Source organism: Olivibacter jilunii, from assembly GCF_900607235.1.
In the GTDB taxonomy this organism is placed as follows: Bacteria; Bacteroidota; Bacteroidia; order Sphingobacteriales; family Sphingobacteriaceae; genus Olivibacter; species Olivibacter oleidegradans.
In genome coordinates this window covers 254,288-271,369 of the sequence record NZ_LR027852.1, presented here as the reverse complement: position 1 = coordinate 271,369, position 17,082 = coordinate 254,288, and the positions used below count along the sequence as shown (strand labels likewise).

Genomic DNA, 17,082 nt, shown 5'->3' with positions numbered 1-17,082 from the left:
ATTTGGATGATTACGTTTGTAACAAGATTTGCGGCAACCATTTGTTTAATACTCTCATTACACATACCAACGCAAAGTTCGACAAATAAGTATGATAACACCTATAAAATAAAAACAATTGTCATTGATGCCGGTCATGGAGGGAGGGATGGAAACACACATGGTTCCTTTTCAAAGGAAAAGGATATCACCTTAGCCGTTGCCCTGAAATTGGGAAAAGCGATAGAAAAAGAGATTGAGGGTGTAAAGGTCGTTTATACCCGAACGGATGATAGTTTTATAGAATTATATGAACGCATCGGTATTGCCAATCGTAATAAGGCGGACCTTTTTATTTCACTTCATTGTAATTCCATGCCACATACCAGCAGACGAGTGGTTTCCCGATATGTTAGAAATAAGCGGGGCAGACGTGTACCGGTATATAAGACGATTAGTTCGCAAAACACTTCCGTGAGCGGTGTAGAAACCTTTGTTTCCGGTTACGGACGATTGGACGAACAGGATGTTGCCATGCGGGAGAATGCCTCCATGTTATTGGAGGAAAACTACCAGGAAAACTACGACGGATTTGACCCAAAAGATCCTGAAAGTTATATTATATTTTCCTTAATGAAAAATCAGTACCGAGATTTGAGTATAAAACTGGCAACTTTCATTCAAAATGAGTACATTAAGGCCGGGCGATTGGATCGCGGTGTTAAGGAGCAAAGTTTGGCAGTGCTTGCCCGTGCAGGAATGCCTGCGGTTTTAACGGAAATGGGCTTTATAAGTAATCCGGAAGAAGAACACTATATGAATTCGGCTGAAGGGCAAGCCGAAATTGTCGAAAACCTAGTTAACGCAATAAAAAACTATAAAAAACAGATTGAAAACTAATGTATAGAAAGCTATTATCCATTATCCTTTTCACATTTTTTATCGTCTTCAACGTGCGGTCTGCTGAATTTTATCTTGGCGACCTACAGCAAAACACGGAAAATCAAGATTTTCGGATCAAGACCATTGTCATTGATGCGGGTCATGGAGCACACGATATAGGCGCACGAGGCAGAACCTCGGTGGAAAAGGATATTGCACTCCAGATTGCGCTAAAACTAGGACGTTCCATTCAAAGCGAGCTAAAAGATGTGAAAGTGATCTATACCCGTACTTCGGACGTTTTTATCCCTCTCTATGAGCGAATCGGATTAGCCAATGAGAAAAAGGCCGACTTGTTCATTTCCATTCATTGCAATTCCATGCCTTCGATTAAAAAACGAATCGTGACGGGTTATCGTAGAAGGAACGGTAAAAGGGTGCCTATCTACAAAACCGTGAGCACTCCCAATACCACTACCCGCGGGACGGAAACCTTTGTATCGGGATCCGGTCGATTGGCTGAGCAAGACGCCGCAATTCGTGAAAATGCATCTATGTTGTTGGAAGAAAACTATCAGGAAAATTATGACGGCTTCGACCCGAAGGATCCGGAGAGCTATATTATTTTTTCACTTATGAAGAATGCTTATCGGGATCAAAGTATTAAATTAGCTTCATTTATCGAAGGAGAATATGTGAAATCAGGTAGGGGCAGCAGAGGCGTAAAAGAATTAAGCTTGGCCGTTTTAGCAAGAGCTGGTATGCCGGCGGTCTTAACCGAAGTAGGTTTTATCAGTAATCCGGATGAAGAGCGCTATTTAAATTCTGCGCAAGGTCAATCGGAAATCGTAGCGAATTTACTAAACGCTATAAAAAGCTATAAGAGGCAGGCAGAAAACTAAACAAATTGGTAGGGATTGTTGTTCATGGTAGAGTGTGTACAATTTTCGTCGCTTTAAGCCTGGCCGGTTAAACATGATTGAGCGGCACGAAATATAAAACGAAAAAGACCATTACCCAATGAAAACTGCATGAGCTACAGTAAAAAATCAAAAGCTCATCTCAGCTTCATTGCCTTAAAAAGATTATTTGAATGAAAATATCTAACGAAACCAAAGTAGGCATTTTAGCTACCGTAGCCATTGCTGTATTAATTATTGGATACAGTTTTCTAAAAGGCAATGATGTTTTTACCAGTGAAAATAAATTTTATGCTTCCTATGACCGAGTAGACGGATTGAGCGTTTCCAAACCGGTTATGGTAAATGGATATCAAATCGGCCGGGTGTCAAAGATGAGTCTCCAACCCAACGGAGAGATCTTGACTGAATTTAAGATCAATCAAGATTACGCCATTCCGGCCAATACGATAGCTAGGATTGCCAGCACGGACCTTTTGGGAGGTAAAGCCATTGTGTTTGAACTCGGAGACAGTAAGGATTACGCCCAAGACGGGGATACGCTCCGGGCAAACATTCAGCGTAATATTTTGGAACAGGTGGAACCGGTACAAAAAAAAGCAGAGGCAGTGGTTGCCGTTTTGGATTCGGTATTGAGTTCGATAAACAACACAATAAATGCGGATTTCCAACGCAACTTTAACAGAAGCATTGCTAGTATTGCTAACACCTTGAATACGTTAGAACATACAACTGCACAAGTAGATGCGATCGTTGGCACGCAGCGTACCAAACTCTCGAATATTTTAAGCAATGTGGAATCCATCTCCGCTAATTTTAAAAATAATGGAGAGCGCATAACTTCTATTCTAACGAATATGGAAAGTGTCACGGATCAAGTGGCTAAAGCAAATTTTCAACAAACTATCCAAAATGCAAATGCAGCAGTGGCTGATTTACAACATATTGTTGACAATATCAATAACGGCAAAGGATCCGTTGGTTTGCTGTTGAATGACGAGGAGCTTTACAACAATCTAAATAATGCATCCAAAAATCTGGATTGTTTGATGATTGACCTGCGGGAGCATCCCAGTAGGTATGTTCATTTTTCTGTGTTCGGAAAAAAGGACAAAGACGGTAAGGAAGAATCAAAAAAGAAATAAGGGCTAAATTTCAAAAGTTTCACCTTCTATAGCCAATTCTGTATTGGAAAATACGGTACGGCTTTCATCTAAAAGCGGTTGTAAATCTTTATACCTTGCAGAAAAATGTCCAATAACCAGCTTTCGTGCACCTACGGCTTTTGCAATTTCTGCGGCCTGTAAGGCGGTAGTATGAAAGGTCTCTACGGCTCTTTCTAACATATCATGCAAAAAGGTAGCTTCATGATATAAAAGATCAACTTTTTCGATATAAGGCCAATAGCTTTTTATATTCACCGTATCTGAACAGAATGCGTAACTACGCGGTACAGGAGCAGGCGTGGTAAGGTCTGCGGCGCGGTGAACCTTACCTTCATTATCGGTATAATCAATACCTCGTTTTAATAAGGGATAATAAGGAGTAGGGATGTTCAATGCGGCAATGGCGTCTTTGTTTATACGTGGAAGCCGCTGTTTTTCACGAAATAAAAATCCAGTGCAATTAATTCGATGACTCAGAGGAAAAGTCATCACATCAAAATTCGCATCAGACAGAATCGTTTCCGCCGTATGCGGACTGGTCGTCTGAACAACGAGCTTGTATCGCAGAGAAGTCTCAGAATAATGAAGTTGGAGATCAATTATCTCTTTAAGCCCCTCCGGGCCGAAAACATGCAAATCTTCCTTTCTTCCATTTAAATGCATGGAAGATATCAAACCTACAAGCCCCAGATAATGATCCCCGTGTAGATGCGAAATAAAAATATACTTGATACGGTTGGCTTTGATCCCATATCGCTGGAGCTGCAATTGGGTACCTTCACCGCAATCGATTAAACTGACAATCTCGTTGCAGTTCAGAATCTGTGCCGTGTGATGGCGCCCAAACAGAGGTGTAGCTGAATTGCTTCCAAGAATTGTTACCTCAAATCTCATTCTTCATCGGTCGCCACTTGTCCCCTAAACTCTCTTTCCAATTCTTCCATAAAGATGAGATCTTCTGCTTCATTAGAAGAAGGCACCACATTTAGCACTTCTTTCAAGTTAGACAGTTCGATAAGCTGCATAATTTCCTTATTCGCGCAGCAGATTACAAAAACACCCCCCGCGGCATGACACAGCCTATGTGCTGTCAGCGCACAACGTAAGCCAGATGTATCAGCGCTTTTCGCATGGGTTAAATCCAACACAATATTCCGTTGTCCGTCAGTATTCAACAATACAAATTCCGACTTAATTTTAGGTGCCGTAACACCATCCAACACTTCCTCATGAGGGGTAATTACTACATAACGCTCATGTTTATCAATTGTAAACTTCATACCTATTGGTTTTATCCCCTTTCCAATAACCTGTCGAGGGCTTTATTAATATTATTTTCTACACGTTCTTCGATATGCTGTATCTCGTATCGAATAAATTTTTCACCGGTAATATGTTCGTACAATTCGATATACCGTTCGGATATCGATGCCACGAGTTCATCATCCATCATGGGAACAGATTGCCCTTCTTTCCCTTGAAAGCCATTTTCAATAAGCCACTTCCTTACAAATTCTTTCGAAAGTTGGCGTTGGGGCTTTCCTTCCTTCTGCAGCTCATCATAGCCTTCTTTATAAAAATACCGTGAGGAATCAGGTGTGTGGATTTCATCAATTAAAATGATTTGATCTCCGATTTTCCCGAATTCATATTTAGTGTCTACTAAAATCAGTCCTTGAGCAGCTGCAATTTCTGTGCCTCTTTCGAAAAGAGCGCGGGTATATTTCTCCAATTTCACGTAATCCCCCTCACTTACAATGCCTTGCTTTAAAATTTCGGTCCGAGAAATATCTTCATCGTGCCCTACGGTCGCCTTGGTGGTTGGCGTAATAATTGGCTTCGGAAGTTTATCATTCTCTTTCAATCCTTCCGGCAATGATTCCCCGCAAACAGATCGTCTCCCCGCCGCATACTCACGCCAAGCATGCCCGGATAAATAACCACGAATAACCATCTCCACTTTAAAGGGTTCCGCGATTTTTCCAATGGTAACACTCGGATCCGGTACGTCAATTACCCAGTTCGGCAAAATATCCTCGGTGGCTTTCAGAAATTTAGCGGCAATCTGATTGAGCACTTGCCCTTTATACGGAATCGCTCTCGGTAATACAACGTCAAAGGCAGATATCCGATCGGATACTACCATGGCTAAATATTGATTATCTATCGTATAAACGTCCCTAACTTTCCCTTTGTAGAAAGCCGTTTGTTTTGGAAAAGTAAAATGAGTTTCCTTTATCGCATTCACTGTTATTCAATTAAAAAGTAAAAATTCAAAAGTAAAAAATCAAAACCCCGACGGGCAGACAAAAGTATCAAGACATAAGTATCAAGACTTCCCGTCTTGTGTCTTGTGTCTTAGGTTCTATGTATTTACAGCCTATAGCTTACCGCTTACAGCTCACAACCCGCAACTGGCAACTGGCAACTAACAACTGGCAACTCTGCCCTAAATATCTCCGTAAGCTTCCAGAATACGTTTCACCAGTTTATGCCTAACCACGTCTCCCCCACTTAAATGGATGATATCAATACCTTCTATATCATCTAAAAGCTTTAGGGCATTATGCAAACCCGACTGTTGCTTTTTTGGTAAATCGATTTGCGTCACATCGCCCGTTACGATGAATTTAGCCGTCGGGCCCATTCGGGTCAAGAACATTTTCAATTGCATTTCCGTTGTGTTTTGAGCTTCATCCAAAATCACAAAGCAATTGTCCAAGGTTCTTCCACGCATAAATGCCAATGGCGCAACTTCTATTGTTCGATTTTCCAAGTACATCTTGAGTTTTTCGGCCGGGATCATATCATCTAACGCATCGTAAAGCGGCCGCAAATAAGGATCCACCTTTTCTTTTAGATCGCCCGGCAAGAAGCCCAGATTTTCGCCGGCTTCAACGGCAGGACGTGTTAATATAATGCGCTTCACCTCTTTATTTCTCAACGCCCGCACAGCCAAGGCCACTGCGGTGTAGGTCTTTCCCGTTCCGGCAGGACCAATGGCAAAAAGGATGTCGTTTTTGAGGATACTATCTACCATTTTACGCTGATTGGCGGTCCGAGCTTTGACAACAATACCGTTGGGACCGAATACAATGGGTTCTCCTCCAAAAGGAGCAGCTGCTTTCTCTACGATACTCTCCTTCTCTACCACAGCCGGCGTCGCACCCAACACCGTCTCGATATCGTTGTAATTGATATGGTTATATTTTTCCAGATGTCCGATGATCGCTTCAAACTTATTTTTAAAGATATTAATCTCTTCCGGATCGCCAAGAACCTTCAGTTCAGTGCCACGAGCTATCAATTTCAATTTCGGAAAGTACTTGCGTATCAATTCAAAATGCTCGTTCTGGGGGCCCCATAACAATGCTGGATCCACCTGTTCCAATGTAATTCGTAATTCGTTCAAATTTTGCCTTATTTGTTTTTTATGCTTTTTCCTAAGCGCTCTTTCTTTTTATGCTAGCGGATAACTGCTTACCGGATTTTTTATATTTTTGGAAATATTCACAACTAAATATGAAAAATTCATGCTAGGTTTGCACCTTAAAATCCCTACGCAAGATTACTAATTATAGTGCATAAAAAAAAGTATTTGCATCAATAGTAATCGTACTAAAATACTCCCTTCCGGAGCAAAATGGGATTTTATCAGCGGACTGAGATTTAGATATGGGCATCATTACGTTAACCACAGATTTAGGACATAAAGACTTTTACCAAGCTGCACTAAAAGGGAGTATTATCAGTTTATACCCCACTGTCAGGTTGGTAGATGTGTCCCATGATATCGCTCCCTTCAATATACAACAAGCCGCCTTTGTTTTAAAAAATGCATACCGATATTTCCCAAAAGACACCGTTCACTTAATCGGTATTGACTCCGTCTTTAATAAAGATACACGATATTTAGCCGTCAAGTATAAAGGCCACTACTTTGTGGGGGCTGATAACGGTATATTTTCTTTGCTACTCGACGGTGATCCGGAGAAGGCCGTTGAACTTAATATCATGCAGGATTTAAAGTTTCTACATTTTCCTCTTACCGATATCTTCGCCAAAGCGGCAACCCATTTAGCCAAGGGCGGAACTATGGAAGACATCGGAGATCCTGTGAATTCGCTTGTCAAAAGAGTTATTATTCAACCCATTATAGACGGCGACACCATTAGAGGAAGTGTTATTTATGTCGATTCTTTTCAAAATGTTATTACCAATATCAGTAAAGAGCTTTTCAACCAAATACAGCAAAATCGGGATTTTGAGCTATTTTTTCGTCGCAATGAATCCATAAAACACTTAAGCTGGCATTATAACGAGGTACCGGAGGGTGAAAAATTATGTCTTTTTGGAATTAGCAATCATCTTGAAATCGCAATTAATAAAGGAAATGCTAGCGGCCTTCTCGGTCTACAGGTGGGAGACATTATTCGCATAGAGTTTAAGCCGGTAAGGCAATAGGCTTTACGTGATAAGCTAAAAGACATATAGATTAATCTGGTATGAGTTTATTCCGACTTCCTGATATACTTTAACGAAAATGAAATACAAATTAATCACAATTTTAGTATTTACGCTCAGCATGAACGATTGCTTTGCGTCCTTTCAAGAAGATAGCACAGCCTATGAAAGACAAAGGGCAAAGGTAAATCGATTATTGGATCAACGAAGCCAACGCTTTGGTGAATTTGATGCTAGCCTACGGGCCCGATCAGGCATTTTTGGATTGAAAACCAAGAAAGATATGCAAGCATCCATTGATATACTCAAAGAAATTGTAAAGACGGATAACAATATATTTAAAGAAACCAAAGCATTACTGGATTTCAAAGATATTGAAAAGCAAACAGTAGAAAATAAAGCATTGGAATCCGGCTCTCGCATTACCGGCTATATCAATACCATCAGTAAACTCCGGAAAAGCCAAGAACAGCTCCTGGAAGAAGTAAATGTTTTAAAAAGACAGAACAGTGTCTATCTCAATGTGCTCATCATTGCTTTTTTAGCACTGGCAACGGTATCATTTTTATTAGTTAAGCGAAAAAAAAATTGACTTTACAGTGATAGGCATGCCCTTTTATGTCACTACCTTTGCATGTTAAGTTATTTTAAAACCGATAATTCGATTAATGGCACGTGCTCGATTAAATAGTGGAAACGGAATTACCGATGAACTACCTAAAACAAAAATCAACAAAACATCACTCCGCAACGTAAAGAAACTTTTAAGATACCTTAGACCTTATCGTTTGAAGTTTATTCTGGGTTTGTTTTTTCTATTTTTGTCCAGTATCTCCTTGTTGGCATTCCCGGCGCTCATGGGCGGTATGGTAGATGCGGCTCAGGGAAAACAGGGTTTAGCCTTTATTCCTGCAAGTATTAAAGTGATCGGTCTTATTGCATTCGCCATTTTGTTCTTTCAATCTTTTGTATCTTTCTTTCGTATCCGGCTCTTTGTAGAAGTTGCCGAAAAGACCTTGGCCGATATCAGGCGTGATACTTATTTTAATCTGATTACGCTTCCGATGGATTTTTTTGCCAATAGAAGAGTAGGCGAATTGAATAGTCGATTATCAGCTGATCTGTCACAGATACAGGATACCATGACCACCACCTTTGCAGAGATGATCCGACAAAGCATTCTCTTGGTTGGCGGCGTAAGCTTTTTATTTATTGTATCGGTCAAGCTCACCTTGCTCAACCTATCCATTTTACCTGTTATCGTCATCATCGCAGTTTTTTTCGGTAAATTTATCCGTAATTTATCACGGAAGGCACAAGACAAGCTGGCCGAATCGAACACCATCGTTCAAGAAACACTCCAGGGTATCAGCAATGTAAAAGCTTTTGTCAATGAGGCTTATGAAGCGAATCGTTATCAGAATTCGCTGAAAGCCGTTGTGCAATTAGCCCTACGAGGAGCAAGTTATCGCGGTTTATTTGCCTCCTTTATTCTTTTTTGTATTTTCGGTGCAGTCGTAAGTGTTATCTGGTATGGCTCTTCGCTCATCGCTACCGGCGAACTCTCGGTTGGAAACCTTACTACCTATATTATCTCTTCTTTATTTGTAGCAGGTTCTATGGGCAGCTTTCCTGAATTGTACGCCAATGTACAAAAAGCCGTAGGCAGCACAGAGCGCGTTATCGAATTGTTAGAAGAAAAGAGGGAAAACGTTTCTATAATTCCAGAGGAAAACGAGATAAAACAACGTATAAAAGGTGATCTCGCGTTTCACCATGTACAGTTCGCCTACCCCTCAAGAAGCGAAATTACGGTTCTAAAAGATATATCTTTCAGCGCCCATGCCGGTGAAAAAATAGCCATAGTGGGCCCAAGCGGTACCGGTAAATCTACGTTGGCATCACTTATCCTTGGATTTTACCAACCACAGGAAGGCGATATTTTGTTTGATGGAAAAAAAGCAGAAAGTTATCGGTTAACCGATATAAGAAATCAAGTAGCCATTGTACCACAAGATGTTTTGCTTTTTGGAGGATCTATACGTGAAAATATTGCCTATGGTAAGTTAGAGGCTGACGCAGAAGAAGTAATCGCCGCAGCCAAACGTGCCAATGCACACGATTTTATTATGGGTTTCCCGGAAGGTTATGATACCTTGGTGGGAGAAAGGGGTGTGAAGCTATCCGGTGGGCAGCGCCAGCGTATAGCCATTGCGCGGGCACTGTTGAAAGATCCCGCCATTCTTATATTGGATGAAGCCACTTCATCGCTCGATTCCGAATCAGAACGCTTAGTTCAGAACGCCTTAGAAGAACTGATGAAAAACCGTACCTCGATCATTATTGCTCACCGTCTTTCCACCATACGGGAAGCGAACAAGATTATTGTTATCGAAAAGGGCCGGGTAATTGAATGCGGTACGCACAGCGAACTTATTCAACGTGAAACAGGATTATATCGTTATCTTAGCCATCTTCAACAAGAAAAAGTGAACGGATAGTCTGAACTGCTAAAAATATGAATTTAACGTTTTGGGGTGCGGCTCAACAAGTAACGGGAAGCATGCACCTCTTAGAAATAGAAGGTTATAAAATACTGATTGATTGCGGTTTGAATTACGAACCTTCTGTCAGTTTGGAAGATAACGAGCACTTTCCTTTCCATCCGTCCGAAATTGATGTCCTTATATTAACACATGCGCACATTGATCATTCGGGAAATATTCCTACACTTATCCGTTCGGGATTTCAAGGACAGATTCTAAGCACCTCTCCTACCGCAGCACTAAGCGAATTACTTATGCTGGATTCCGTAAATATCTTTCTTAAACAAGAAAAGAGAAAAGTAAAACGAGGAAAGAAAACCTTTACAAGGTATAATAAGCCGTTGTATTTACAAAAGCATGTAATGGATGCTGTCGAACGTTTTGTGACGATTCCTTTTCATAAACCGTTTCGAATAACAGGCAACATTACATTAACCCTGATTCCTGTGGGGCACCTATTAGGCGCGGCGGCGGCAATTCTAGAGATTGAGGAAAACGGGCAGACAAAGAAAATAGCTTTTTCAGGAGACTTGGGTCGAAAAAACTATCCCATATTGCCGGATCCCCAACCCCTTCCGCCAGTTGATTATTTAGTGTGCGAGTCTACCTATGGCGGACGCCACCATACCGATCAGGATTTCACAGAAGTTTTAATCAATACAATAAAAGAGACCTGTATTAAAACACCCGGTAAATTGATTATACCCGCATTTAGTGTAGGTCGGACACAAGCATTGGTATACAGTCTTAATCGCATTTTTTCAGAAGGACTTTTACCTCCCGTACAGATCTTTGTGGATAGTCCGCTTGCCAATTATGCGACAGAAGTTTATCGAAAATACTACCACCTTTTAAATGAAGAGGCACAGCGTTTTTATGCAAGAGAAGGCGACCAATTCTCTTTTGAAAATCTAAAATATGTTGAAAACCTGGATGAAAGCAAGGATATCTCGAATTATTACGATCCTTGTATTATCGTTTCATCTGCGGGTATGCTGGAAGGAGGAAGAATACAGGATCACCTATACGAAAATATTCAAAATTTTTATTGTACTATCCTTTTTATAGGATACTGCGCCAAAGGGACCTTAGGACATCGCTTGCTTCGAGGTGATTCCATTGTAAAGATAAGAAGTCGGGAACTTTCCGTTTTTGCATCGATCAAACAAACAGATTGTTTAAGCGGACATGCGGATCATCATGATCTGGTGAATACGATTTCAGCACACGATAATCAGAGTTTGAAGAAGATTTTTTTGGTACACGGCGATTTGAGCAGTATGCAAGCACTGGAGGCGGATCTCGTTGGAAAAGGCTATCAGGTTGAGATACCGTCAAAAGGAGATTCCTTTGCACTTTAAGCATATCCAAGTAAAGTGTTGATCTGGAAACAATGTACCAGTCAACTTGTTTATTCAGTATGGGACTCAGAAAAAGAATATTTAAAGTACTGGTTGGTGTCAATAAATTGATCTTACCGAGTTTGGTTCATAAAGATCCCGGTCAATTGAATAAGATTCAAAAGGCCATTTTAGGTTGGCGTTATTGGACGCTGATTAATTCATTGTAAAACGTCCTTATCAGACTAGGGAGTTCTATACATCTTTCCCGGCAAAGCGATTAAGACCCCTTTCATTTCCAGTTCTAATAGAAGAATCGCCAGCTTACTCTGTGTAAGATTTGTTTTATAGGCTAGCGCATCGATCCCTATCGACCCACTTTCTTTCACAATATCGAATACGTGTTTTTCTTCCGGGTTCAGGATTATTTCAAGACTTAGCTGCTTCTCTTCTTTTTTTTCGCTAGTGAGGTCCCAATTCATTAAATAAGCTAAATCTTTCGCCGAACTGATGAGATGTGCACGATGGGTTTTGATGAGATGGTTACAACCCGAGGAAGATTGCCGTTTGATATCTCCTGGAAATGCACATACGTCACGATTATAGGCATTCGCAATCTCCGCAGTAATCAATGCCCCTCCCTTAATGGTTGCCTCAACAACCACCGTGACGTCTGCCAATCCCGCGATAATTCGATTGCGCGAGGGAAAGTTTTGTCTATCTGGATTGGTGCCTGAAGGATATTCTGTTAATAATCCTCCATTTTTTAACATGTCAGTAGCTAAGGTCCGATTAATTGCGGGGTAGATACGATCCAAGCCATGCCCAAGTACCCCAACGGTGGCAATCTGGTTTTTTAGACAAGCTTCATGAGCGAAGCTATCAATGCCGTGCGCTAGGCCACTTACGACAAGTACCTCTTCTTGTCTAAAAGATGCCACAAATTCTTCACAGATGCTTTTGCCATAATCGCTTGCATTACGGGTACCTACAATGCTTATTACTTTTTTGGTTTGAAGATTGGCATTCCCCTTAAAATATAGTAAGACCGGTGCATCAATGCATTGCTTTAGTTTGACCGGGTATTCCGGTTCTGACCAAAACAAAACCTTGATTTTATGTTTATCAATGAAAGCAACTTCCTTCTCTATTGCGTTCATCACCTCTTTATGAAGAATATTCCCAGCGACTCGCTCTCCAATCCCGGGAATAAGCATCAGCTGTTTTTTAGATGATCGGAACACTTCCTCTGCACTTCCACAATGATCGATTAATTGCTTAGCTAGGGTATTTCCAACCCCTTTAATTTGGGTCAGTGCCAACTGATAAACGAGTTTCATGAATTGATAGGTTTTTAGTAAAAGCCTAAAATAGAAAAAAAGGCTTGAACATCAAACATTCCACGTGAAACTCTTAAAAATCAACCTTCTATATAAACCACATATTTCGTTTCAAAAAATTCCTCATCAAAAAAGTCAGCGATTGGGAACAATTCAGTATGTAATTTTGACTCGGCAATTTCTTCTGTTAAATCTCCTCCTTTTAGATACAGAATTCCATTGGGAAAGGCATGTAATGAATCTTTTTTAAATTTATTCCGCACCCATGGATAAAATTCGCCTAAGCGGGTAACTGCCCTCGAAATGACAAAGTCGAACTTACCCGGAGTTTGCTCAGCGCGTGAATGACTCGTTTGTATATTCGTGAGCCCCAAAGCATTCGCCACTTCTTTCACCACCTTAATTTTTTTTCCAATCGAATCCACTAGAAGAAACTGTGTTTGCGGAAACAGTATAGCCAAAGGTATACCCGGAAAGCCTCCTCCCGTGCCTACATCTAGAATGGTTGCTCCAGCCTTGAAAGAAACCAATTTCGCAATAGCTAGGGAATGTAGCACATGTCGTTCATACAAACTATCGATGTCTTTTCTGGAAATTACATTAATCTGCGCATTCCAAAAGGCATATAAATCCTGTAAACGATCAATTTGCTCTTTTTGAATAGCTGTTAGTTCTTTGAAGTATTTATAGATGATTGCGGGAGATGTATTTTCCATATTCGTCGTTTTTTAGAGCCTTATTTCCACTGAACATTTTTCCTGAATAGAGCAAAAACGCCCATGACAGAGATGTATATAAAATGTAAAAGATCCATTAGCGGATACCACCATATGAGGTCTTTTACCTGCAAACGTTTCATGATTGGGATATTAACGAGCAATTGGCATAGTAAGCGGAAACAATAGACGCTTACGGCAAGAGGCCAAAAGCGAGGCTGTAAAACCAATATAAGGATTATAAGCAAATAAAACGCTACCGCGTTGAAAGCTTGGAAAGTAAGCATCAATTTATGTTTGCCCTTATAAGCTTTTCCAGCACCGAAATGTCTGTTTTTCTGACGCTGGTAGTCTTTGTAAGTGCTCTTAGGTGTGCTCCAAACATGCGCCTCCTGTGCTACGCAGATGGCCACGTTACTTTTCGTAGCATTTTGATTCACAAAGAGGTCATCATCTCCTGAAGGAATATGCATATGAGAAGCGAAGCCTTTCTTTTTAAAAAACAGGGATTTTGTATAGGCAAGGTTTCTTCCAACTCCCATATAAGCATTCTTTCTTAACGCGTTCGACAAATAATTCAATGCCGTTTGGTAAGTTTCAAATCGGACGTACTTATTTAAAAAACCGGAAGCACGTGTATAGGGTGAATATCCCAACACAATCTCTACACCGGGCCTAAACTGCCGGGCCATACATTTTAGCCATTGATCAGTTTGCGGAAAACAATCGGCATCCGTCAATACCAAGTGTTCATACTGAGCGCCCTTGACGCCTAAGGTGACGGCAAATTTCTTTCCTTGTCGATTTCGACCTTGGTCGCGGATCTCCACGGTACGTAGGTATGGGTAACGGGCCTGAAATTCTTTTAAAACCCAGTTAGAATCATCACTTGATCCATCATTTACAACAATTACTTCGAATTGCGGATAATCTTGCTCCAATACTTCCGAAAGATATAGACGCAGATTACTTTCCTCATTCCGCGCGCAAATGATAACGGACAAAGGGGGATATATTGTATCTCTTTTTAAATCATCCACGGGATAACGCCCTAAAAGTCCCTGAACAAAGAATGTGTAGTACAGTTGAATAATCAAGGAAGCGCTCAACAACGCCGGTAAAACAAGGTGTAAATATTGTTCCAAAGTATCTGATTATAGTAGTATGTGGCTGCAAACTTAGATAAAATTGGTAGCATACGCAATCAAATGAACTCAAGCAAAAAATGACCTGCGCGAAGAGATTGCATAATCATTGCATTTTGTCTAAGTTTGCAAACTAAATATTTTTTGCTAAGGGCAATTCCTTAAATGAAATTTACACTACAATCCACTGATAAAAATTCAAAGGCTCGCGCCGGCGAATTAGTCACCGCACATGGTACGATTCAAACACCTATCTTCATGCCCGTCGGCACGGCCGGTTCAGTAAAAGGTGTCCATCAACACGAACTGAAACAAGATATACAAGCGCAAATAATTTTGGGCAACACCTATCATTTGTATTTAAGGCCAGGTCTTGATGTCATACAGGCTGCCGGTGGATTACATAAATTTAATGGTTGGGACAAGCCCATATTAACCGATAGTGGAGGTTATCAGGTATATTCCCTTACCGAGGTGCGGAAAATCAAAGAAGAAGGCGTCACGTTTCGTTCTCATATTGACGGATCGAAGCACCTCTTTACACCTGAAAATGTAATGGATACGCAACGCATTATCGGCGCTGACATCATCATGGCTTTCGACGAATGCACTCCTTACCCTTGCGACTATCGCTATGCAAAAAGATCGCTTGATATGACACATCGCTGGTTAAAAAGATGCTGCGATCGATTCGATAACACTGATCCCTTATATGGTTACGAGCAAACACTTTTTCCAATTGTGCAAGGATCGGTATATAGAGATCTTCGGGAAAAATCGGCGGAAACGATCGCTTCATTCGGTCGTGACGGAAATGCTATTGGAGGATTATCCGTAGGAGAACCAGCCGAGGAAATGTATGCGATGACAGAGGTGGTAAACGCAATCTTACCTTTTGACAAACCACGCTATCTAATGGGAGTGGGTACACCTATTAACATTTTAGAAAATATCGCTTTGGGTATTGACATGTTTGATTGTGTTATGCCTACACGCAACGCCCGAAATGGCATGTTATTTACAAGAAATGGCATTATCAATATCAAAAACAAGAAATGGGAGGCAGATTTCTCGCCAATAGATCCGGATAGCGATTTGCATACCGACCTGTTCTATAGTAAGGCCTATTTACGCCATTTAATTCACTCGAAGGAACTTTTAGGCGCTCAGATAGCTACTTTACATAACCTGCATTTCTACCTTTGGTTAGTACAGGAGGCCCGTACTAAAATTCTGGAAGGAACGTTTTACGAATGGAAAAACAAAATGGTTAAACAGTTGGGAGAACGGTTATAGTAGTTGTTAGTTATTGGTTGTTGGTTATTGGTTATTGGTTGTTGGTTGTTGGTTGTTGGTTGTTGGTTGTTGGTTGTTGGTTGTCCGTTATTGGCTTGGTTACGAGTAGCGCAAACCCCATCTAGCTAATTAGCCAATGAGCTTTTTAATTTTTAATTTTGATTTTTCAATTTTCAAGTGAACATCATCGATAAATACATAATAAAAAAATACCTTGGCACTTTTGTGTTTACGATGGCTATTTTCACTGTTGTGGCTGTTATCTTTGATATCTCGGAACGCATGGATGACTTTCTCAAAAACCATGCGCCGCTTTCTAAGATTGTTTTCGAATACTATGCCGGCTTCATTCCATTTTATCTCAATTTCCTCAGTCCGTTGATCAATTTTATTGCTGTTATTTTCTTTACCGCTAAAATGGCTGATCAAACCGAAATCGTGCCAATTTTAAATGGTGGTATGAGTTTCCGACGTTTTTTGAGACCTTATTTTATAGCAGCCTCGATAATCTGCCTAGTCACACTGATTTTTAACATCTATATTATTCCGCGAACCAACAAACTGAAAATAGGTTTTGAGAATATTTATGTAAAACCTATCGACAATAACAGTAAGAGTTCCACCCATATGCAGATAGACAAAAACAGCTTTGTTTATATCGACAATTTTGACAACGACCGCAAAGTAGGTTACAATTTTATTTTGGAAACCTTTAAAGGGCAAGAATTACAGGAAAAATTGATTGCCGACCGGATTACCTGGGACTCCGTCAAAAACAATTGGAAGATTGAGAACTATACAATTCGTATAGTAAATGGCTTAAACGAAAAAATGATAAAGGGTACATCCAAGGACACCACCTTGGATATGTCACCGAGAGATTTTGAAATTCGCGACAACGTATTTATGGCCATGACCACCCAGGAGTTAAATGAAAATATTGAGAAAGAGAAAATACGAGGTACCGGTAGAATGACCGACCTCAAGCTGGAGAAGTACAAGCGTTTTATTTATCCGTTCTCTGCTTACATTCTTACTTTGATGGGAGTCTCCTTATCATCCAAAAAGGTACGTGGTGGAATCGGTTTAAGTCTCGGCGTCGGAATAGCGCTTAGTTTTACCTATATTCTGTTTATTCAGTTTGCCAATATGTTCTCACTAAAGGGAGGCCTCCCTCCTCTTTTGGCGGCTTTTATCCCCAGTCTGATCTTTCTCGGTGTGGGCCTCTATCTTCTTTATAAAGCACCTAAATAGGTTCTATTTTCATTGATGGCGATTTTGATCTAAA

The 17,082-nt window shown here is 40.6% G+C and carries 17 protein-coding genes; 10 read left to right on the top strand and 7 right to left on the bottom strand.

Annotation, left to right across the window (positions count from 1 at the left end; all coding sequences use genetic code 11):
* Nucleotides 1-6 precede the first annotated feature (6 nt).
* The 3 genes from E0E36_RS17345 to E0E36_RS17335 all read left to right on the top strand — a co-directional run bounded on the left by E0E36_RS17345 (nt 7) and on the right by E0E36_RS17335 (nt 2,926).
* Complete coding sequence (locus tag E0E36_RS17345) at nt 7-879, top strand: N-acetylmuramoyl-L-alanine amidase family protein (protein ID WP_013665808.1); 873 nt, start codon at nt 7-9, stop codon at nt 877-879.
* Complete coding sequence (locus E0E36_RS17340) at nt 879-1,763, top strand: N-acetylmuramoyl-L-alanine amidase family protein (RefSeq protein ID WP_013665807.1); 885 nt, start codon at nt 879-881, stop codon at nt 1,761-1,763. Before E0E36_RS17345 ends, E0E36_RS17340 begins: the two co-directional genes overlap by 1 nt.
* Nucleotides 1,764-1,954: 191 nt before the next feature.
* Nucleotides 1,955-2,926, top strand: coding sequence for an MlaD family protein (locus tag E0E36_RS17335; protein WP_013665806.1), 972 nt, complete (start codon nt 1,955-1,957; stop codon nt 2,924-2,926).
* A 3-nt stretch (nt 2,927-2,929) separates the two neighbouring features.
* Here the strand turns inward: E0E36_RS17335 and E0E36_RS17330 are convergent, their stop codons facing one another.
* The 4 genes from E0E36_RS17330 to E0E36_RS17315 form a co-directional block, all read right to left on the bottom strand.
* Nucleotides 2,930-3,841 carry a ribonuclease Z gene (locus tag E0E36_RS17330; protein WP_130857040.1) on the bottom strand — a complete coding sequence of 304 codons (912 nt, stop codon included), beginning with the start codon at nt 3,839-3,841 and terminating at the stop codon, nt 2,930-2,932.
* Nucleotides 3,838-4,227: an STAS domain-containing protein gene (locus tag E0E36_RS17325; protein WP_013665804.1), complete on the bottom strand. Its 390-nt coding sequence runs from the start codon at nt 4,225-4,227 to the stop codon at nt 3,838-3,840. The genes E0E36_RS17330 and E0E36_RS17325 overlap by 4 nt, the downstream gene beginning before the upstream one ends.
* Nucleotides 4,228-4,238: 11 nt before the next feature.
* The gene (locus E0E36_RS17320) at nt 4,239-5,195 is read right to left on the bottom strand and encodes a phosphoribosylaminoimidazolesuccinocarboxamide synthase (protein ID WP_130857038.1); all 957 of its coding nucleotides are present in this window, start codon (nt 5,193-5,195) and stop codon (nt 4,239-4,241) included.
* A 201-nt stretch (nt 5,196-5,396) separates the two neighbouring features.
* A complete protein-coding gene (locus E0E36_RS17315) occupies nt 5,397-6,359 on the bottom strand; it encodes a PhoH family protein (RefSeq protein ID WP_013665802.1) in 963 nt (320 codons plus the stop codon).
* Nucleotides 6,360-6,622: 263 nt separating this feature from the next.
* Here E0E36_RS17315 and E0E36_RS17310 point away from each other — a divergent pair, with 263 nt between their 5' ends.
* From E0E36_RS17310 to E0E36_RS27810, 5 genes are all read left to right on the top strand, one after another.
* Nucleotides 6,623-7,411 (top strand): SAM hydrolase/SAM-dependent halogenase family protein, encoded by a 789-nt coding sequence (locus E0E36_RS17310; protein ID WP_130857036.1) that lies wholly within the window; start codon nt 6,623-6,625, stop codon nt 7,409-7,411.
* A 79-nt stretch (nt 7,412-7,490) separates the two neighbouring features.
* Entirely contained in the window at nt 7,491-8,003 is a 513-nt protein-coding gene (locus E0E36_RS17305) for a hypothetical protein (RefSeq protein WP_013665800.1), read from the top strand.
* Between the two features lie 76 nt (nt 8,004-8,079).
* On the top strand, nt 8,080-9,912 hold the full coding sequence (locus tag E0E36_RS17300) for an ABC transporter ATP-binding protein (RefSeq protein ID WP_130857034.1): 1,833 nt from the start codon (nt 8,080-8,082) through the stop codon (nt 9,910-9,912).
* Nucleotides 9,913-9,929: 17 nt separating this feature from the next.
* Nucleotides 9,930-11,318: an MBL fold metallo-hydrolase gene (locus tag E0E36_RS17295; protein ID WP_013665798.1), complete on the top strand. Its 1,389-nt coding sequence runs from the start codon at nt 9,930-9,932 to the stop codon at nt 11,316-11,318.
* A 59-nt stretch (nt 11,319-11,377) separates the two neighbouring features.
* Complete coding sequence (locus tag E0E36_RS27810; RefSeq protein WP_165447021.1) at nt 11,378-11,527, top strand: hypothetical protein; 150 nt, start codon at nt 11,378-11,380, stop codon at nt 11,525-11,527.
* A 15-nt stretch (nt 11,528-11,542) separates the two neighbouring features.
* Here E0E36_RS27810 and dprA read toward each other — a convergent pair whose 3' ends face one another.
* The 3 genes from dprA to E0E36_RS17280 form a co-directional block, all read right to left on the bottom strand.
* Entirely contained in the window at nt 11,543-12,637 is a 1,095-nt protein-coding gene (dprA, locus tag E0E36_RS17290) for a DNA-processing protein DprA (RefSeq protein ID WP_130857032.1), read from the bottom strand.
* A gap of 80 nt (nt 12,638-12,717) precedes the next feature.
* A complete protein-coding gene (gene rsmG, locus E0E36_RS17285; RefSeq protein ID WP_013665795.1) occupies nt 12,718-13,353 on the bottom strand; it encodes a 16S rRNA (guanine(527)-N(7))-methyltransferase RsmG in 636 nt (211 codons plus the stop codon).
* A gap of 20 nt (nt 13,354-13,373) precedes the next feature.
* A complete protein-coding gene (locus E0E36_RS17280; RefSeq protein WP_130857031.1) occupies nt 13,374-14,498 on the bottom strand; it encodes a glycosyltransferase in 1,125 nt (374 codons plus the stop codon).
* 165 nt (nt 14,499-14,663) lie between these two features.
* On the opposite strand from E0E36_RS17280, the gene tgt reads away from it, so the two are divergent.
* Together tgt and E0E36_RS17270 are read left to right on the top strand one after the other, a co-directional pair.
* Nucleotides 14,664-15,794 carry a tRNA guanosine(34) transglycosylase Tgt gene (gene tgt, locus E0E36_RS17275; RefSeq protein WP_130857029.1) on the top strand — a complete coding sequence of 377 codons (1,131 nt, stop codon included), beginning with the start codon at nt 14,664-14,666 and terminating at the stop codon, nt 15,792-15,794.
* A gap of 177 nt (nt 15,795-15,971) precedes the next feature.
* On the top strand, nt 15,972-17,048 hold the full coding sequence (locus E0E36_RS17270; RefSeq protein WP_013665792.1) for an LptF/LptG family permease: 1,077 nt from the start codon (nt 15,972-15,974) through the stop codon (nt 17,046-17,048).
* Nucleotides 17,049-17,082 lie beyond the last annotated feature (34 nt).